Origin of the sequence: Streptomyces sp. VRA16 Mangrove soil (assembly GCF_017377775.1) — a bacterium.
Classification (GTDB): domain Bacteria; phylum Actinomycetota; class Actinomycetes; order Streptomycetales; family Streptomycetaceae; genus Streptomyces.
Map to the genome: position 1 here is coordinate 1,267,405 of NZ_JAFVLN010000001.1, position 17,873 is coordinate 1,285,277.

At 69.6% G+C, this 17,873-nt stretch carries 17 protein-coding genes; 12 read left to right on the forward strand and 5 right to left on the reverse strand.

The genetic code is table 11. The features are described from left to right. Window positions 1-2: 2 nt before the first annotated feature. From J3486_RS05670 to J3486_RS05700, 7 genes are all read left to right on the forward strand, one after another. Window positions 3-989, forward strand: a complete 987-nt coding sequence (locus J3486_RS05670; protein WP_207818801.1) for an aldo/keto reductase — start codon at window positions 3-5, stop codon at window positions 987-989. Window positions 990-1,058: 69 nt separating this feature from the next. Then, window positions 1,059-1,493, forward strand: coding sequence for a cupin domain-containing protein (locus J3486_RS05675; protein ID WP_207818802.1), 435 nt, complete (start codon window positions 1,059-1,061; stop codon window positions 1,491-1,493). Further along, the gene (locus J3486_RS05680; protein ID WP_207818803.1) at window positions 1,490-2,347 is read left to right on the forward strand and encodes an aldo/keto reductase; all 858 of its coding nucleotides are present in this window, start codon (window positions 1,490-1,492) and stop codon (window positions 2,345-2,347) included. The genes J3486_RS05675 and J3486_RS05680 overlap by 4 nt, the downstream gene beginning before the upstream one ends. A gap of 287 nt (window positions 2,348-2,634) precedes the next feature. Then, on the forward strand, window positions 2,635-4,032 hold the full coding sequence (locus tag J3486_RS05685; RefSeq protein WP_229377420.1) for a ricin-type beta-trefoil lectin domain protein: 1,398 nt from the start codon (window positions 2,635-2,637) through the stop codon (window positions 4,030-4,032). Window positions 4,033-4,127: 95 nt separating this feature from the next. After that, window positions 4,128-6,284, forward strand: coding sequence for an RICIN domain-containing protein (locus J3486_RS05690; RefSeq protein ID WP_374194691.1), 2,157 nt, complete (start codon window positions 4,128-4,130; stop codon window positions 6,282-6,284). 28 nt (window positions 6,285-6,312) lie between these two features. Continuing rightward, entirely contained in the window at window positions 6,313-7,599 is a 1,287-nt protein-coding gene (locus J3486_RS05695; RefSeq protein WP_207818804.1) for an RICIN domain-containing protein, read from the forward strand. A gap of 302 nt (window positions 7,600-7,901) precedes the next feature. Further along, on the forward strand, window positions 7,902-8,591 hold the full coding sequence (locus J3486_RS05700) for a pyridoxamine 5'-phosphate oxidase family protein (RefSeq protein ID WP_207818805.1): 690 nt from the start codon (window positions 7,902-7,904) through the stop codon (window positions 8,589-8,591). Between the two features lie 55 nt (window positions 8,592-8,646). On the opposite strand, the gene J3486_RS05705 is transcribed toward J3486_RS05700, so the two are convergent. Continuing rightward, the gene (locus J3486_RS05705) at window positions 8,647-9,246 is read right to left on the reverse strand and encodes a GNAT family N-acetyltransferase (RefSeq protein ID WP_207818806.1); all 600 of its coding nucleotides are present in this window, start codon (window positions 9,244-9,246) and stop codon (window positions 8,647-8,649) included. 157 nt (window positions 9,247-9,403) lie between these two features. On the opposite strand from J3486_RS05705, the gene J3486_RS05710 reads away from it, so the two are divergent. After that, entirely contained in the window at window positions 9,404-9,757 is a 354-nt protein-coding gene (locus J3486_RS05710) for a hypothetical protein (RefSeq protein ID WP_229377423.1), read from the forward strand. Window positions 9,758-9,863: 106 nt separating this feature from the next. Here the strand turns inward: J3486_RS05710 and J3486_RS05715 are convergent, their stop codons facing one another. Continuing rightward, window positions 9,864-10,379, reverse strand: coding sequence for a hypothetical protein (locus J3486_RS05715; RefSeq protein WP_207818807.1), 516 nt, complete (start codon window positions 10,377-10,379; stop codon window positions 9,864-9,866). A gap of 396 nt (window positions 10,380-10,775) precedes the next feature. On the opposite strand from J3486_RS05715, the gene J3486_RS05720 reads away from it, so the two are divergent. Both J3486_RS05720 and J3486_RS05725 read left to right on the forward strand, forming a co-directional pair. Next, window positions 10,776-11,966, forward strand: coding sequence for an amidohydrolase family protein (locus J3486_RS05720; RefSeq protein WP_207818808.1), 1,191 nt, complete (start codon window positions 10,776-10,778; stop codon window positions 11,964-11,966). Window positions 11,967-12,150: 184 nt separating this feature from the next. Continuing rightward, window positions 12,151-12,690, forward strand: a complete 540-nt coding sequence (locus J3486_RS05725; protein WP_229377425.1) for a hypothetical protein — start codon at window positions 12,151-12,153, stop codon at window positions 12,688-12,690. A 353-nt stretch (window positions 12,691-13,043) separates the two neighbouring features. Here J3486_RS05725 and J3486_RS05730 read toward each other — a convergent pair whose 3' ends face one another. Further along, window positions 13,044-13,589, reverse strand: coding sequence for a TetR/AcrR family transcriptional regulator (locus tag J3486_RS05730; RefSeq protein ID WP_207818809.1), 546 nt, complete (start codon window positions 13,587-13,589; stop codon window positions 13,044-13,046). A 10-nt stretch (window positions 13,590-13,599) separates the two neighbouring features. Then, entirely contained in the window at window positions 13,600-14,181 is a 582-nt protein-coding gene (locus J3486_RS05735) for a sugar O-acetyltransferase (protein WP_207818810.1), read from the reverse strand. Between the two features lie 370 nt (window positions 14,182-14,551). On the opposite strand from J3486_RS05735, the gene J3486_RS05740 reads away from it, so the two are divergent. Together J3486_RS05740 and J3486_RS05745 are read left to right on the forward strand one after the other, a co-directional pair. Continuing rightward, entirely contained in the window at window positions 14,552-15,538 is a 987-nt protein-coding gene (locus J3486_RS05740) for a phosphotransferase family protein (RefSeq protein WP_207818811.1), read from the forward strand. Continuing rightward, on the forward strand, window positions 15,535-16,899 hold the full coding sequence (locus J3486_RS05745) for an MATE family efflux transporter (protein ID WP_207818812.1): 1,365 nt from the start codon (window positions 15,535-15,537) through the stop codon (window positions 16,897-16,899). The genes J3486_RS05740 and J3486_RS05745 overlap by 4 nt, the downstream gene beginning before the upstream one ends. Here the strand turns inward: J3486_RS05745 and J3486_RS05750 are convergent. Then, window positions 16,880-17,494 carry a TetR/AcrR family transcriptional regulator gene (locus J3486_RS05750; protein WP_207818813.1) on the reverse strand — a complete coding sequence of 205 codons (615 nt, stop codon included), beginning with the start codon at window positions 17,492-17,494 and terminating at the stop codon, window positions 16,880-16,882. The genes J3486_RS05745 and J3486_RS05750 overlap by 20 nt on opposite strands. Window positions 17,495-17,873: the final 379 nt, after the last annotated feature.

Consider the following 17,873-nt stretch of genomic DNA (forward strand, 5'->3'; position numbering starts at 1 on the left):
TCATGCACACCAGAAAACTCGGACAGGGCCTGGACGTGTCCGCGATCGGGCTCGGAGCGATGGGCATGTCCCAGAGCTACGGCCCCAACCCGGGCAGTCGCGACGACATGATCGCGGTCCTGCGCTCCGCCGCCGACGAGGGCGTGACCTTCTTCGACACCGCCGAGGTCTACGGGCCGTACGCGAACGAGGAACTGGTCGGCGAGGCGCTGGAGCCGATCCGCGACCAGGTCGTGATCGCCACCAAGTTCGGATGGGACATCCGGGACGGCCGCAGCGTCGGCCTCGACAGCCGCCCGGAGCGGATCCGACGCGTAGCGGAGGCGTCCCTGCGGCGGCTGCGCACCGACGTGATCGACCTCTTCTACCAGCACCGCGTCGACCCCGACGTGCCGATCGAGGACGTCGCCGGCACGGTGGGCGAGCTGATCACCGAGGGGAAGGTCAGGCACTTCGGTCTCTCCGAGGCCTCGGCCGCCACCGTCCGCGCCGCTCACGCCGTCCACCCCGTGACCGCTGTGCAGAGCGAGTACTCGCTGTGGACGCGGGATCCCGAGGACGATGTGCTGCCCACGCTCGCCGGCCTCGGCATCGGCTTCGTGCCGTTCAGCCCGCTCGGCAAGGGCTTCCTCACCGGCGCCGTCGACACCTCCACGCCCTTCGCGGACGGGGACATCCGCCGCCGGGTCCCGCGCTTCGAGGCGCAGCACATGGCCGCGAACCAGAAACTCGTCGCTCCTGTCCGGCGGCTCGCCGAGGCAAGGGGCGCGACGCCGGGCCAGGTCGCCCTGGCCTGGCTGCTCGCGCAACAGCCCTGGATCGTGCCGATCCCCGGCACCCGCCGCACGGCACGCATCCGGGAGAACAACGCCGCGACGGCCCTCGCGCTGTCCGCGGACGAGATCGCCTACCTCGACGGGCTGGCCGCGCGGGCCGGTGTCAGCGGCGATCGCTACGACGCCGAGCACATGGCGTACGTCAACCGATAGCCCGCGTGGCGCAGAACCGACGGGCGCGCCGCGACCACGGGACGCGCCGGAACAGAGAGAAAGCACGACATGACTGCCACCGCATTCGACCAGATCTTCCCGCTCGGGGAGAAGAACGACGCCTACGCGCAGTACTTCACCGGCCAGAGCTACCTGGCGCCGCTCGCCGGGGGAGGTGTCCCCGTCAGCAACGTCTCCTTCGAGCCGGGCTGCCGCAACAACTGGCACATCCACCACGGTACGGGCGGTGGCGGTGACCAGATCCTGCTGTGCACGGCGGGCAGCGGCTGGTACCAGGCCGAGGGCGAGGAGCCCCTCAGCATGGAGCCGGGAACGGTGGTCCGCGTCCCCGCGGGCACGAAGCACTGGCACGGCGCGAAGGCCGACTCGTGGTTCTCCCACATCGCCTTCATCACCCCGGGCGAGGACGTCAGCAACGAATGGCTCGAGCCCGTCACCGACGAGGTGTACGGGACGCTGCCGAGGAACGGAGCGAACGCATGACCATCCTGGACGAGACCTACACGCTGTCCAACGGCGTCGAGATCCCCAAGCTGGGGCTCGGCACCTGGTTCATCGACGACGACAAGGTGGCCGAGGCGGTCCGCGCGGCCGTGGAGATCGGCTACCGCAACATCGACACCGCACAGGCCTACGGCAACGAGCGCGGTGTCGGCGAGGGCGTGCGCGCCGCAGGTGTGCCGCGCGAGCAGCTCTTCGTCTCGACGAAACTCGCCGCGGAGGTCAAGGACTACGACCGGGCGGTCGCCGCGATCGACGCGTCACTGACGAAGCTCGGGATCGAGTACATCGACCTGATGCTCATTCACAGCCCGCAGCCGTGGGCGGACTTCCGCGGCGGAGACTACGCCGAGGGCAACCGCGCGGCCTGGCGCGCGCTCGAAGAGGCGTACCGGGCGGGCACGATCCGCGCCATCGGCGTGTCCAACTTCCAGCAGCAGGACCTGGACAACATCATGCGCGGAGCCGACGTCGTACCGCACGTGAACCAGTTGCTCGTCCACGCCGGCAACACCCCCGCGGAGCTCCTGGAGCACTGCGCGGGCAAGGGAATCCTCGTCGAGGCGTACTCGCCGATCGCGCACGGAGCGATCCTGGAGAACCCCGAGGTCCGGGCGATGGCACGGCAGTACGGCGTGTCCGTCCCGCAGTTGTGCATCCGCTACACCCTGCAGCTGGGCACCGTCTCGCTGCCCAAGACGGCGAACCCCGAGCACATGCGCGCCAACGCCGAGGTCGACTTCGAGATCTCCGGTGCCGACATGGACGTCCTGCGGAGCCTGTCCGACGTGGACTACGGGGAACACAGTGCGTTCCCCGTCTACAGCGGCAAGTGATGGAGGAGGAGTGCTGCCGGAGACGGACGAACCTCGGCAGCACCCTTCTTAACAAGCCTTGAATTAAGTACTGTTGAAGCCCCCGGGAGGCCCCCGGGGGCTTTGTCGTGTTCAAGTCCTTGCGGGCGCAGATCCGTTGACGGCCATCTTGGTTTCATCTCTTGACGGCTGTGGTGCAGACCTTTAGGTTCCCGTTCGCCACAGCTTCATGAATGCACCCGGTGTTCATCTACCTGAACATCCGTAACCCCCCATCAATGGCCTCCCATGAAGGGCTGTGAACCCCCATGTCCCCCCTGCCCGGACCTGCGCTCACCCGCTCCACCGCGCTGCGGACCGTGCTCGCCACCGCGCTGCTCGCGGGAACGGCGAGCGCACTCGCCGCGACCCCCGCCGCCGCGGCCACCGGCACCATCACCGGACTCGGCGGCAAGTGCCTCGACGTGGCGGGAGCCAACTCCGCCAACGGCACCGCCGTCCAGCTCTACGACTGCAACGGAACCGCCGCCCAGCAGTGGACCGTCAACGCCGACGGCACGATCGGCGCCCTCGGCAAGTGCCTCGACGTCACTGGCGGTTCGACCGCCAACGGCGCCCGGCTCCAGATATGGGACTGCGCCGGCGCCCCCAACCAGAAATGGACCGTCACCGCCGCCCGCGACCTCGTCGGCCAGCAGTCCGGCAAGTGCGCCGACGCCACCGACAACACCTCCGCGAACGGCACCCCGATCCAGATCTGGAGCTGCACCGGAGCCGCCAACCAGAAGTGGACCGCGCCCGGCAGCGGGGGCGGAACCCCGCCGGTCGCCGCGCCGATGGCCGTCGCCCCGTACCTCTACAACGGCTGGGGCAGCCCGCCCGATCCGACCACGATCATGAACGCCACCGGCGTCAGATGGTTCACCCTCGCCTTCGTCCTCAGCAACGGCAGCTGCAACCCCCAGTGGGACGGCGGCCGCCCCCTCACCGGCGGCGTCGACCAGCAGACCGTCAACACCGTGCGGGCGAACGGCGGCGACGTCATCCCCTCGTTCGGCGGCTACAGCGGCAACAAACTGGAAAGCTCCTGCACCAGCGCCGCCGCCCTCGCCGGCGCCTACCAGAAGGTCATCGACGCCTACGGGCTCAAGGCCATCGACATCGACCTGGAGGCCGACGCCTACAGTAACGGGACCGTGCAGCAGCGCACGGTCGACGCCCTCAAGACGGTCAAGGCGAACAACCCCGGCATCAAGGTGTACGTCACCATCGGCACCGGCCAGTCGGGCCCGGACACGAGTCTGATCAACCGCGCCGCCAACTCCGGCCTCAGCGTGGACAGTTGGACCATCATGCCGTTCGACTTCGGCGGCGCGGGACAGAACATGGGCACGCTGACCCTCAAGGCGGCCGAGGGCCTCAAGAACGCCCTCAAGAACGCGTACGGCTACAGCGACGACCAGGCGTACCGGGGCATGGGCATCTCCTCCATGAACGGGATCACCGACGACAACGAGACCGTCACCCCTGCCGACTTCGAGACGATCCTCGGCTACGCGCAGCAGCACCACCTCGCGCGCCTGACGTTCTGGTCGGCCAACCGCGACAGGCCCTGCCCCGGCGCCTACCCCAACGACGACACCTGCTCGGGAGTGTCCCAGAGCGCCTGGCAGTTCACCGGCATCCTCGCCAAGTACACCGGCTGACGGCCCACCCCCCACAGGAGACCTCCGTGTTCAGATCCGTGACCGGATCCGTGCTCAGACGCCGGATACCGAGAGTCCTCACCGCGGTCGCACTCGTGGCGACCACCGCGACGGGCATCGACGTCGCCGTACGGACACCGGCGAGCGCGCAGCCCACCATGGCCGCCGCCCTCCCCGCCGGCTACACCACCGTGATCAACAAGGGCAGCGGCAAGTGTGTCGACGCCCGCTCGGCGGCGAGCGCCGACGGCACCGCCGTCCAGCAGTACAGCTGCAACGGCAGCAATGCCCAGAACTGGCAGCTGGTCGCCACCAGCGGCGGCTACTACCGCGTGAACAGTGCCCTGGACAGCAGTAAGGCGTGGGACGTCACCGACGTGTCGACCGCCGATTCCGCCGCCGTTCAGCTGTGGTCGTACTCCAGCGGCGCCAACCAGCAGTGGCTTCCCGTCGCCGAGGCCGACGGCTCGTACCACTTCGTGAACCGCAACAGCGGCAAGTGCCTCGACGTCCCCGGCGCCTCCACCGCCGACAGTGTGCAACTCGCGCAGTACACGTGCAACGGCACGGCCGCGCAGTCCTTCACCCTCGGGGGAGGGGCGACGAACCCGCCCGGCACTCCGGACTTCGGCCCCAACGTCACGGTCTTCGACCCATCGATGTCGGCCTCCAGCATCCAGTCCAAGCTGAACTCGGTCTTCGCCCAGCAGGAGACCAACCAGTTCGGCGCGGCCCGCCAGGCCCTGCTGTTCAAGCCGGGTACGTACAGCGCCGACGCCAACGTCGGCTTCTACACGCAGGTCGCGGGCCTCGGCCTCTCCCCGGACGACGTGACCGTCAACGGCTCCGTGCACGCGGAGGCCGACTGGTTCCAGGGCAACGCGACGCAGAACTTCTGGCGCTCGGCCGAGAACCTGTCGGTCAACCCGACCGGCGGCACCGACCGCTGGGCCGTCTCGCAGGCCGCCCCGTACCGGCGCATGCACGTCCGCGGCAACCTCGCCCTGGACGACGGCGGTTGGTCCAGCGGCGGCTTCATCTCCGACAGCAAGATCGACGGACAGATCCGCTCCGGCTCCCAGCAGCAGTTCCTGACCCGCAACTCCCAGATGGGCAGTTGGTCGGGCTCCAACTGGAACATGGTCTTCGTCGGCGACCAGGGCGCGCCCGCCCAGTCCTTCCCGACGTACACCACCGTCGCGAGCACCCCGACGATCCGTGAGAAGCCCTTCCTGTACGTGGACGGGGCGGGCGCCTACAAGGTGTTCGTGCCCGCCCTGCGGACCAACGCCACCGGCACGACCTGGAGCGGGAAGACTCCGGCGGGCACCTCGCTCCCGCTCGACCAGTTCTTCATCGTCAAGCCCGGCGCCACCGCCGCCGACATGAACGCGGCCCTCGCCGCCGGTAAGAACCTCCTGGTCACCCCCGGCGTCTACCACCTCGACCAGACGCTGAACATCACCCGCCCCGACACGGTCGTCCTCGGCATGGGCCTTGCCACCCTCGTACCGGACGGCGGCATCACCGCGATCAGCACCGCGGACGTCGACGGCGTCCAGCTGGCCGGCCTCCTCATCGACGCGGGCACCACCAGCTCCCAGACCCTGGTGCGGATCGGCCCGAACGGCGCCTCGGGCAACCACGCGGCCGACCCGATCCAGCTCTCGGACTTCTTCGTCCGCGTCGGCGGCGCCACTGTCGGCAAGGCGACCAACTCCCTGGTCGTGAACAGCGCGAACACGATCATCGACCACACCTGGATCTGGCGGGCCGACCACGGCAACGGCGGCACCGTCGGCTGGACCACCAACACCGCCGACACCGGCCTCGTGGTCAACGGCGCCGACGTCACCGCGTACGGCCTGTTCGTCGAGCACTTCCAGAAGACCCAGGTCCTCTGGAACGGCAACGGCGGCCGCACCTACTTCTTCCAGAACGAGATGCCCTACGACCCGCCGAACCAGGCCGCGTGGATGAACGGCAGCGGCAAGGGCTACCCCGCCTACAAGGTCGCCGACTCCGTCACCAGCCATGAGGCGTGGGGACTCGGCAGCTACTGCTACTTCAGCACCAACTCCAGCGTGGTGGCCGACCGCGCCTTCGAGGTGCCGAACACCTCCGGGGTCAGGTTCCACGACATGGTCACCGTTTCGCTCGGCGGCACCGGCACGATCAGCCACGTCATCAACAACACGGGAGGCCCGTCCAACGCCACCTCCAACGTCGCCTACCTCACCACCTACCCGTAGACGACCGGACCGGAAGGACGGACACCCGATGTATCGACACCTAAGACGCACCCTCCTGGTGCTCGCGACCCTGCTCGCTCTGGCCGCGCCATCGGCCGCCGAGGCCCACACGAGCGACACAGCGGCAGCGGCGGCCCCCTTCAAGGTGCTCGGCCTCTACAGCGGCACCTGGGACGCGGCCCACATCGACTTCGAGAAGGAGGCCAACGACTGGCTGCCCGAACAGGCGGCAGCGAACGGCTTCACGTACACCGCGAGCAACGACTGGAACCTGCTCGCCAACGGCGGTGTCAACGCCTATCAGGTCGTCCTGTTCCTCGACGACCTCCCGCAGACCGCCGCCCAGCGCACCGGATTCGAGCAGTACATGCGTGGCGGCGGCGCCTGGATGGGTTTCCACGTCTCCGCCTTCACGACGGACGCGGCGAGCTGGTCCTGGTACCACAACACGTTCCTGGGCAGCGGCAACTTCAAGTCCAACACCTGGGGCCCGACGTCCGCGACCCTCAAGGTCGAGGACCGTACGCACCCCTCCACGATGAACCTGCCCGCGACGTTCACGTCGTCGGTGAGCGAGTGGTACAGCTGGTCCGACGACCTGCGGCAGAACCCGGACATCAAGATCCTCGCCTCCGTCGACCCCAGCAGCTTCCCGCTGGGCACCGACCCCGACCAGTCCTGGTACAGCGGCTATTACCCGATCCTGTGGACCAACACGAAGTACAAGATGCTGTACGCGAACTTCGGCCACAACGCGATGAACTACGACACGAACACCCGTACGTCGTCGACGTTCGCCAGCGCGACACAGAACCGCTTCCTGCTGGACGGCCTGAAGTGGCTCGGCGGCGCCGACAGCACCACGCCGCCACCGGACGACACCCTCTCCGAGACGTCCTGGTACTCCCTGAAGAACGTCGGCAACGGCACCTGCGTCGACGCCCGCGCGGCCGCCACCGCCAACGGCACCGCGATCCAGCAGTACACCTGCAACGGCACCCAGGCCCAGCAGTTCCGCCTCGCCACGACCGACAGCGGCTACCGGAGCATCGGGGTACGCCTCAACTCCCAACAGGTCATCGACGTGACCGACGTATCGGCCGCCGACAACGCACCGCTCCAACTCTGGGCCTACGGAGGAGGCCAAAACCAACAGTGGCTCCCGGTGAAGGAAGCCACCGGCCGCTACCACTTCACCGCCCGCCACAGCGGCCGATGCCTCACGGCGGCGACCTCTGCGGCGAACAGCGTCCAGCTCACCCAACGCACCTGTGACGGGACGGCAGCACAGAGCTTCACGACGACTGCCGCCTGAGCGGCGAAGGAGAAGAGACCAGCGTCTTGTGCGGGGTGCCCTGTGCGATCAGGGCGCCCCGCACATGACGACGACACGGTCAAGGCCGACCTGCGCCTGGTGTACCTGCCGACTCCGTCGGCCCCGCAGCCGACGTCGGCGTACGACGTGCCGAGTTTGAGGCTGTGGATCCCATTGGACGGACGGGATGCCGTGCCTGGAGATGTGACCGATCATGGAAGGGCCGCCCGGAGAGGAGTCGCTCCGGGCGGAACCGAGCCGTCACCGCACCTCGCGGGTGCGCGGGACAGAAGGAGCCAGGCATGCCGGAGGCCGCAGGATCCGACCGCGTCACGTCGGTGCAGCACAGCGACTTCGGGCGCCGTGTGGCCACGCGCCGCCAGGAACTGGGTCTCGACCGACAGGACCTCGCCGAGCGAACCGGAGCCTCGGCCGCGTACATCGCCTACGTCGAGGAGCAGGCGGCGCGCCCGGCGACGGGCTTCGTCATGCGTCTGGCGGACGCACTGGGGACCACGGCCCAGGAACTGCGCGGCGGAACCTTCGACCGGCCGCCCGGCATGGCCGATGGGGCCCGGGAGCCCGAGTTCCTGACCCTGACCGAGCAGGAGTGCCGCGACCTGCTGTCGACGCACGGCGTGGGCCGGATCGCCGCGCAGCTCCCGCGGGGCCCGGTGCTTGTGCCGGTGAACTACTCGGTCACCCAGGAGGGCTGCGTCGCGTTCCGCACGCAACCCGGTTCGAGCATCGAGGGCATGGCCGGCAAGGAAGCGGCGTTCGAGGTGGACCGGGTCGACGACGCGATGAGCGAGGGATGGAGCGTGCTCCTGGTCGGTACGGTCAGGCCGGTCACGGACGCGGACGACGCCCGCGCACTCGCCGACCTGGCCTTCACCGAGCCCTGGGCCGGTGGCGACCGGAACCGCTGGCTCGTCCTGACGCCCCGACAGATCAGCGGGCGCCGGATCCGGCGCCGGCCGGGACAGGGCTGACGCCGCCCGAGACGGCCGTCCCCCAGCGGACCGGGGGACGGATCCGTGGTGCCCGTCAACGGTCGACCGGCGGCGTGACCGGCGCGACCGGAGTGACCGGCGTCGCTTCCGGGTGCCACTCGCGGCGGAGAAGGCCGAAGACCCAGGAGTCCGAGACATCGCCGTTGACGATGCAGTCCTCGCGGAGGGTGCCTTCGTGGACGAAGCCGAGCTTCTTCAGGACCCGGGCGGATGCTGCGTTGCGGGTGTCGGTCTCGGCCTGTACGCGGTTCAGGTCCAGGGTGTCGAACGCCCACCGCAGGACGGCGTGCGCGGTCTCCGTGGCGTACCCCTGGCCCCACGCGGAGGCATCGAAGACGTACCCCAGGGACGCGCTGCGAAAGTCCGGGTTCCAACTGGTCAGGCCGCACCAGCCGATGAACGCGCCGTCGCGGAGCCGGTCGACGGCCACCCGCGCCCCCGTTCCTTCGGCCTCGATCCTTTGGCAGGCCGCGAGGAAACTCCGGGCGCCCTCGGGCGCGGTCCAGGGCGGGGAGTCCCAGTAGCGCAGCACGTCGGCGCTGCTGTGCAGGGCGTAGAGCGGCGCCGCGTCGGTCTCGGTGAACGGCCGCAGCCGCAGGCGCGCGGTGTGCAGCTCAGGGGTGGGCAGAGGCATAGGGATCATCCTGCCGCGGCACGCGCGCTCCCGGCCATGTGTTTCTGCCGGGGGCTGGGGTGCGCACATCGCGTACGTCCGCGGTGCGACTCGGCTCAACGGGAGCCCGTGTCACGATGACGACGTGAACACTCCTGGCCCATCGCCACGTCGTCGCATGCTCCTCGATTCGGTTGTCGTGGTCGCGGCAGCCGCGCCGGCTCAGTCGGCTTGGCTGGAGAAGCACGACGTACCGCCGGACGAAATCGCCTTGGCCTTCGATGACGCCTTCCGGCTCGCCGGGCGATTGGTCGAGGAGGGGCAGCTCGGTCTGGAGGCGCTGCCTCATCTGCGGATGATCGACGAGGTTTTCAGCGAGATGAGCCAGGCCGCGGGGACGGATCCGTGGACAAGGGAGGCACTGTCCGCCGACGCGCGATGGGAACGGGCCCGGCAGTCGGCGCGAGGAGTCCTCGCGGTGGCAGGTGAAAGGGACGACGCGCCGTTGCCGGACATCTGCATCATCCGATGACGCCGGAACCAGGTGCAGATCTCCGACTACGATCCCTCGTCCTCGTCCTCGTCGTCGTACGTGCACGGATGCGGTGGCGCTCACTCTGGGCGTCTTGGAAGCGACCTCAGTCGACGCGGCGCACCACGTAGGCAGTGCCTACGGTTTCGGGCGTGGCGGAGTCCGCCCGGACCGCGAGGCGGGGTGCTGCCGTGGTGAAGCGGAATCTCGTCGTCACCGATTGCGCGCAGTCGACCCGCCTGACGGCCTCGGCCGTGCCGGATTCTGCGGTGAACGTGACCGTACCCTTTCCCGCGCAGGCCACCTCCACGTGGAGCGAGGTGCCGGCCTTGATGGTCTCGTCCAGGTTCTGCCCGGGGATCGCGAGTGTCCCGGACGCGACGAAGCCGTCGTCCGTGCCTGAACGGCCCGTGCCGGTGAGCAGGCTGCGGGCCTCGTCGTCGAGCCGCTCATGGTCGGGCCGGGACACTGTGCGGGCGGGGGAGGGGGCCGCGGCGCCGGCCTCCTCCTTGGACGAGGCCGCCCGCGGCGTCTCGACAGAGCCGGAGCAGGCCGTTGCCGCGGTTGTCAGGAGGGCGACGGTGGCCAGAGCCGTGGTCGTACGGCGAGTGAGGCGGTGCAAGGGATCCCCCGAGGAATGCGAGCCGGACCGGGCAGGCGCCCGGAACGCCTTGATCATCCCCTGTGGATCCTCGGACCGGAAGCGACTGCCCGGCGATGCCCCGTCGTGGCGGGCTCGGCGCCGTCCACGAGGAGGTGGATACGGTCGCTACCGTGGCATCACGGATCCCGAGCCGGGCGGAGGCGGCGAGGAAGGACGCCCCTCCCGTCGTCGAACGTCCACGAGCGGTGGTCGGAGCCGGAGACAGGGCTTCCGCCGTGCCTGTCCCGTCGACGCTCCTGACTGCGATACCTGTTCAGCGCAGCCGCGAGGTCGCAGTCCATGAACTCCTGGCGTTGTCGGACACCCCGAGCACGGGGTACTGACCCGCCCGCGACGACGAAGAGAGACTGACACATGCTGATCACCGCAGACCGCGTCCTGGCCGGCCCCGAGCGTCATCTCATCCATGACGGCGCCGTCCTCATCCGCGACGGAGTGATCGCCTGTGTCGGACCGCGTGAGGAGGTACAGCGCCGTTCCCTGCCGGGCGAGCCCCGCCTGGCCCATCCGGGCGCGACCTTGCTGCCCGGTCTCATCGACGCGCACGTCCACCTGTGCTTCGACGCCGGCACCGACCCGGTCGCCACGCTCCGGGGGCAGGAGGACGGCACACTGCTAGCCGATATGCAACGGCACGCCGAGCAGTTGCTGGCCGCGGGCGTCACGACCGCCCGAGACCTGGGCGACCGCAACCACCTCGCGATTCGCCTCTCCCGGCAGATCACGGAAGGAGCCGTGGCCGGTCCGCGTATCGTCTCCGCCGGCATCCCGGTCACCCCGCCCGGCGGTCACTGCTGGTTCCTCGGGGGCGAGGTCTCCGGATCGGACGCGATCCGTGCCCTGGTGCAGCGCAACAGCGCCGCAGGTGCCCAGGTCATCAAAGTCATGGAGACGGGCGGCGGCCTGACCAAGGGCGGCGCCCAGAGCTGGGAGACGCAGTTCGCCCCGGCCGATCTGGCGGCCCTGGTCGACGAGGCCCACCAGGCCGGGCTCCCGGTCGCCGCACACGCGCACGGAACCGACGGCATCGTCGCCGCGGTCGAGGCGGGCGTCGACACCATCGAGCACTGCTCGTGGATGACGGCCACCGGGTTCGAGGTACGGGAAGACGTTCTCGCCCGGATCGTCGAGAAAGGCATCCGGGTGTGCCCGACGGTCAGCCCCGACTGGCGGATGCTGCCCAAGGCGTTCGGCGCCGAACGAGCCGAGGCGATGTTCGGTGCGGTGCGACGGATGGCGGAGGCCGGGGTCCGGCTCATCGCGGGCACGGACGCAGGTGTCCAACGAGCCGGCTTCGACGGCCTGCCCACGAGCCTCGGCTTCTACGAGCATCTCGGACTGCCCGCGGAGCGCATCATCGCGATGGCCACCAGTGAGGCCGCCGACGCCCTCGGCCTCGGTGACGTGACGGGCCGGATCACCACGGGACACAGCGCTGACCTGCTTGTGGTGGACGGGGATCCGCTCGCCGATCTGGCCGCCCTGAAGTCGGTGAGGACGGTTGTCGCAGCGGGCAAGCACTATCAGCCCGGACGCACCGTGTAGCGGCCGTCCAACGTCGCCGCCATGGGCGGCAGCACCTTCCGGCCGCACCGCCCGCCCCTGCTCCCGGGTGGACAGCTCGGCCTCGGTGTTGCTCTCGCCGACGTTTCCCGTGGTTGAGCGCATACGGCGAGGTGGTACGTAAACTCTAGTTCCCCTGCGGCGAGTTGGAAACTATAGTTGTCGCATGACGATCTCTGAGATCACCCCGCAAGAGCAGGCGGAACTCGACGAGGCGCTGTACGACGCCTTGAATCCGGTGGCCTCGGCGATCCGCCTCCGACAAGCCGGGTTGCCCGCGGACCGCATGTGGGATGCGGATCCCGTCGACGTGGCGCTGTCCGTCCTGGCCGCCTGGAAGGTGATGGACGCCGAGGTCAAACGGTTGACCGCGCACGCGGCAGCGACCGCTGGCTCCTACGGCGCCAGTTACGAGCAGTTGGGGGCTGTCTGGGGCATCACACGGCAGGGCGCCCGCAAGAAGTGGCCCGACGCCGTCCGTCGCGCAACGTCCGCGACGGCAGGCGTGAGCACGCTCGCGCTCTTCGGTGGGACCGCCGAACTGGTGCAGGCGCCTTCCGGCGAGTGGAGTTGGACAGGCGTGGGCGCTGATGGAGCATCCGCCGCGAACACCGATGGCGCGAGCCACCCAACCGCGGAAGAAGCCGCAGCCCATGCGGGCGCCTACCTCAAGGAACACGCCCTCGACACGGACGACGGCTCCTAGCGCCAGGCCGCGTTCGTCGTGTTGGCGATCGCGCGGAGGTTTTCGTCCATCCTTGCAGGGTGTGCCGGGTGTGCCGGGTGTGGCAGCTGTGCGAACGTCGCGGACTTCGAGGACAGCCCGGACATGCGCGCGGCAGCGGAACCGGCGCCCTCGGCCCCGACGATCTTCAGCGAGCGTGCGACGCAGGGCACCGGCGACCGCCGAACTCGACGAAGCCGCCCGCACCTTGCTCATGCTGGCGCAAGCGCCGGGCGCGCCCCGGCGCGGGAGCGTCCAAGGGTGGGGGAGGGGACAGCGAGGCCCGTGGGGCGCGGGGTCAGGGTCGCGCCCCACGGGCTGTTCGGAGGCCGCCCTCAGGCGGTCGTGATGCGCCTGACGGCTTCGGCGGTCAGCGCGCGGCTGTGCGGTGCGCCGTTGTCCAGGGCACGGTGCAGCGTGAGTCCCTCGATGAGCGCGTCGAGCTGGCGGGCGGTGTCGTGATCGAAGTGCCGCTCCAGCAGTTGGCGGCTGCGGCGCATCCACGCCTGGGTCAGTTCCTGGTACTCCGGGCGGCGGGCCGCCAGGGTGTAGAGCTCCTGGGCCAGGACCAGGTCGCGGCGCGGGCCTTCGGACAGCGTGTGCACCAGGTCGGTCACGGCCTGTCGGGCCTGTTCGAGTGTCGCGGGCCGGCTCAGGTGTTTCTCGAAGACGGTCACGATCTGGTCGGCGAACCTCGTGAAGGCCTCACGGAGCAACTCGTCCTTACCGCTGAAGTGGTACGTCATCGAGCCGAGCGGCACGCCCGCACGCGTGGCGATCTTGCGGTGGGACACGCCGGCCACGCCCTCGTCCGCGATGTGGTCGAGGGCCGCGGCGAGGATGCGCTCGCGGCGTTGCGGGTCGGTGTGTCCGGTGGTCATGCGCTGTCCCTCAGAGTGTGCGGATCGGCCGGGCGGGGTTTCCCACGGCGACGACGTTCGCGGGAACGTCCTTGGTGACCACGGCCCCCGCGCCGATCACGCTGTTGTCTCCGATCGTGACGCCGGGGCAGACGATCACGCCGCCGCCGAGCCACACATTGTCTCCGATGGTGATGGGCTGTGCGGCCTCCAGTTTGTCGCGCCGAGGCTGCGGCTCCAACGGGTGTGTGGGAGTCAGCAGTTGGACGTTCGGCCCGATCTGGCAGTCCTCGCCGATGACGATCGCCGCCACGTCCAGCGCGGTCAGGTTGTAGTTCACGAACGTACGGGAGCCGATGGTGATGTTGCTGCCGTAGTCGACGTGGAGCGGCGGCCGCACATGCACCTCGTCGCCGACCGCTCCCAGCAGTTCGGCCAGTACCGGCTCGGCGGCGCGGACGTCCTCGATGTAGGCGGCCTGATAGTGGGCGGCCAGGCGTACGGCCCGCTGCTGCCGTTCGGCGATATCGGGATCGTCGGCGATGTAGAGGTCGCCGGCCAGCATGCGTTCGAGGTTGGTGCGCGAATCCTGCGCGAAGTAGTCCGTCGGCATGGACTCCACCCTATCCATGGAGCGTACGAACGTACACTCCCGGGCGAGTCCTCCTGTCCCGCCGTAACGGCGGGGGCGAGGTGTGTGTGGAGGAGCGCGGAGGGGTGCAGGGGGGCGTCCCGCCGTGGATGCGGCCCGGGCGTCGCCGAAGGCCGCCCCGTCACGGCCCGGTGGCAGTCTTGCCGCGGCTTCCTCCCTGCCCCTTTCGCTCTCTGCGCGTACGAACGTACACTCGCGCGGGCGAGAATGTAGACCACGTGGTAAGCATTGCCGCCTGTCAGCCCGATCCGGGCCGGCCGTCGACTCAATCCGGGGATCCGACGCCCGTCGGCGGCGCCGCGAACGATCGCCATCACCGAAAGGACAGGGTGTGGAGAGCATCACCAAGAACCGGCAGTCCCCGGAGGTGCTGCGCACCATGATCGAGCGCGCCTACGGAGCCGGGCAGGTCCCCACCGGAGACGGCTGGGCCGAAGAGCTGGGGCACGGCTGGTTCAACGTCGCCTACCGCATCCGGCTTCGCGACGGCGCCGACGTCGTCCTGAAGATCGCCCCGCCCCCGCACGTGGAGGTGATGACCTACGAACGCGGCGCCATGTCGATCGAACTCAGGACGCTGGACCTGATCCGTACCCACACGTCGGTACCGGTCCCCGACGTTCATTTCGCCGACCAGAGCCACGAGTTGTGCGACGCGGACTACTTCTTCATGCCGTACATCGACGCCGACAATCTCGGCATCATCTCCGCGCAACTGCCCGCAGCCGAGCGTGACGCCTGCATGGAGCAGCTCGGCGCGGCCAACCGCGAGATCAACTCCATCCGGGGCACCGGATTCGGCCCGCTGGCCGGGCCCCACGACCCGAGCTGGCGGCGCGTGTTCACCGGCATCGTCGAAGACGTCCTGGCCGACGGCGAGCGGCGCTGTGTCGACATCGGATGGGAGTACGACACCGTGCGCGCGGTGGTCGCCGAGCACGCAGCCGCCCTCGACGAGGTGACCGAACCGCGCCTGGTCGAGTGGGACCTGTGGGACGGCAACGTCATGGTCCGCGACGGCAAGATCGCCTGCATCATCGACCACGAACGGGCCTTCTACGGCGACCCGTTGATCGAAGCGGGCTTCACCGGCACCCAGATGTCCGCCTTCGGTGACGCCACCCCCTTCCTGCGCGGCTACGGCCAGGCCGAGCCGACCGGGACCGAACAGGTACGCCGCCGCCTGTACTGCCTCCACCTGATGCTGATCATGGTCATCGAGACGGTGTTCCGCGGGCACACCGACACCAAGCAGTACGACTGGGCCCGCACCCGCCTCGACGAAGCGATGGCGCTGCTCGGCCGCACCCGCCGGTGATATGCCGGCGTACCGCACCTGCCACGGCGACCGACCACACCACACGGCTCGGCATCGAGCCGGTGGGCCGGCTGCTGTGGCGGGCCTGCACCCAGACCACCGCCGCCGTCGGCGCCTACGGCATCTACGCCCTGACCAACGCCTGGTTCGTCGGCCACGGGGTGGGCGACACGGCCATGGCCGCGGTCAACCTCGTCGCCCCGCTCCTGCTGCTGCTCGGCGCGGTGTCCACCACCGTCGGCGCGGGCGGCGCCTCACTCGTCTCCCGTGCCCTCGGCGCAGGAGACCGACAGGCCGCCGCCCGAGCCGCAGGAAACTCCTTCACCCTCTTCTGGGCCTGCGCCACTGCCACCACCGTGCTCGGCCTGATCTTCCTCAACCCGCTGCTCACCCTGCTCGGCGCCCAGGGCGGACTTCGCGAGAGCGCACGCCCCTACGCCGTGGTCCTGCTGTGCGGAGCCCTGGTGTCCACGGGCTTCTCCAGCCTCGTACGCGCCGAGGGCAGGATGGGTTACTCCACGCTGCTGTGGCTGGTGCCCGTCGCCGTCCAGATCACGCTCGACCCCCTGCTGATCTTCGGGTTCGACATGGCAGTGCGGGGCGCGGCCCTCGGCACCGTCGGCGGGCAGGCCGTATCCGCGGCGATGAGCCTGTGGTTCTTCTTCGTGCAGCGCCGCCGCCCCTACCGCGTCACCCTGCAAGACCTGCGTCCCCACGGCCCGACGCTGCGGGCCCTGCTCGGCGTGGGCCTGCCCTCGTTCCTGGCCGGAACCGGCGTCACGCTCCTGGCCGTCCTCGTCAACGCGACCCTCGCGACCGCCGGATCGGCCACAGCACTGGCCGCCTACGCCGTCTGCGCCCGCCTGCAGACCTTCGTACTGATGCCCCACACCGGCATCAGCCAGGGCCTGCAGCCCATCGTCGGCTACAACAGCGGCCGCGGCCTGCCCCACCGCGCCCTGCGCGCCCGCAACCTCGCCCTCCTCGCCTCCCTGCTGTACGGACTGCTCACCGCCACAGCCCTGGCCCTGCTCGCCGAGCCCCTGGCCCGCCTGTTCCTCAACGACCCCGACACCATCACCACCGCAGCGCACGCACTACGCGTCATCGCCATCGGTCTGACCGCCGCCGGCATCGGCCCCCTGGTGGCCGCCTACGCCCAGGCCCTGGGGCGGCCCACCCCCGCGTACCTGATATCCATCGGCGCCCTCCTCCTGATCAAGGTGCCGCTCGTCGCCACCCTGGGGCACCTGGGAACCAGCGGAGTGTGGGCCGCACTGGCCGCAGGCGAACTCGCCACCGCAGCCGCAGCGGTGCTTCTCCTGTGGCGACTGCGCGACGCTACGCCGAAGGCTCCCTGAGGAGCTGCTGCACGAACGAGCCCAGAACCTTCGCCATGTCCACCTCGTGCGGGCTGGTCAGCCACTGCACCTGCAACCCGTCCATCAACGCCACAAAGGCAACTGCCGCGGACTCGGCCTCCACGCCGTCGCGCAACGCTCCCTGCTCGGCCAACTCCCCGAGCGCCCGACGCACGTACGCGCGCGTGGTCGCGTAATGCGCCTGGAAGTACCCGTGCGCCGGATGGTCCTCGGTGATGGCCTCGGCCGCCAGGCGCACGTACAGGTCGACCATCCCGTGACGCCGGGCATTGTGATCGGCCAGATCGACCAGATACTGCACCGCTGCCTGCGGCGAGGAGTCCTTCGGCGCGACGTGCGCACGGTCCTCCTCGTCCCGCCGCTCCAGCACAGCCGTCAGCAGCGCCTCCCGGTCGGGAAAGTAGTAGAGCAGCCCTACGTGGCTGATCCCGGCTCGCTTCGCGATCTCCCGCACCGAGGCGCCGTGGTAGCCGACATCCGCGTACACCTCGGCGGCAGCCGACACGATCTGTTCACGACGAAGGCGTCCCTTCGCATACCCGCCGTGCTTCCCGGGCGCCTTGCCAGCAGACATGTCCCCATCATCGCAGCAGCAGCCTGTCGGACCACGACCGTGGCCCAGGCGGTTCTCCTGACCGGCTCGGCCGATCACTCTGCGGCAGTCAATTGGACCAGCCCGTCGAGCAGCGCATGCACCAGCACCTCATGACGCTCCCGTTCCTCATCCCGTGAAGGACTGGACAGCACGATTCCCTTCGCCTCGCCCGAGGGCTGTCGGTCCCGCGCCGAGCAGTTCCCGCGTGCCGAGGATCGAGTCCCTCACGGCCACTCCTCGACCACTCAGGAACTGCCGCACACCGGCCATGCCCGAATCCGAGCCGGTTCCGGCTCACTCGTCGTGGTCCCTCGTGGTCCCTCGTGGTCCGTCGTGGAGCTCGGGCGGCCCCCGGCGC